At 55.4% G+C, this 662-nt stretch carries 1 protein-coding gene; it reads left to right on the top strand.

Going from position 1 to position 662, the window contains the following annotated elements:
• Positions 1 to 662: hypothetical protein (locus ASC50_RS02875; RefSeq protein WP_158648326.1), on the top strand; the 662-nt coding region annotated here is incomplete at both ends.

The following is a 662-nucleotide window of genomic DNA, read 5'->3' as shown; positions in this document are numbered from 1 at the left end:
GTGCAGGAGTATGTAGAGCAGCGCGTGCATTTGGCAAGGGGCTGGACATGGGTGTCGTTGAACACCCTGCCGGTAGGCAACGACACTCTGGTGGCGTCCGTCTTTGCACCGGTGAAGGCGCAAACGCTGCAGGCAAAGGACCGCCATTATATAGTCCGCCCCACCGCCACAGGCTGGACAGGCAACATGGATGGCGTAGGAGCCGGCAGGATGTACAAGCTGCAGATGACAGAATCCACCACATTGCCCGTCAACGGCAGAAAAATAGAGCCTGACAATGTGCCTATAACCGTGCACAGCGGCTGGACATGGCTTGCCTACACACCAAATTTCAATATGTCGCTGAACGAAGCCTTGGCAGATTTGCAACCAATGGAAGAGGATGTAATCAAGAGCCAAAGCGGTTTTGCAACGTATATAAACGGAGGTTGGCTGGGCAGCATGGAGAATATGGAAGCCGGCACAGGCTATCTCTATCGGTCGAAAGCAGGTGTTGGAAAGACATTCTACTATCCGGCAAATCCGTCTTCTACCGTCCATGTATCGGCAACAGCGGCTGCAACCGCAGCTGCGACCGCAACCGCCGCAACGGCGGCGACCGCAACCGTCGAGCCGACACATTGGAAGCCTGTCAGCGTAGCGCAATATTCCGGCAACATGAG

The sequence above is a fragment of the Candidatus Symbiothrix dinenymphae genome (genome assembly GCF_001431085.1).
This window is presented reverse-complemented; position numbering and strand designations above follow the sequence as displayed.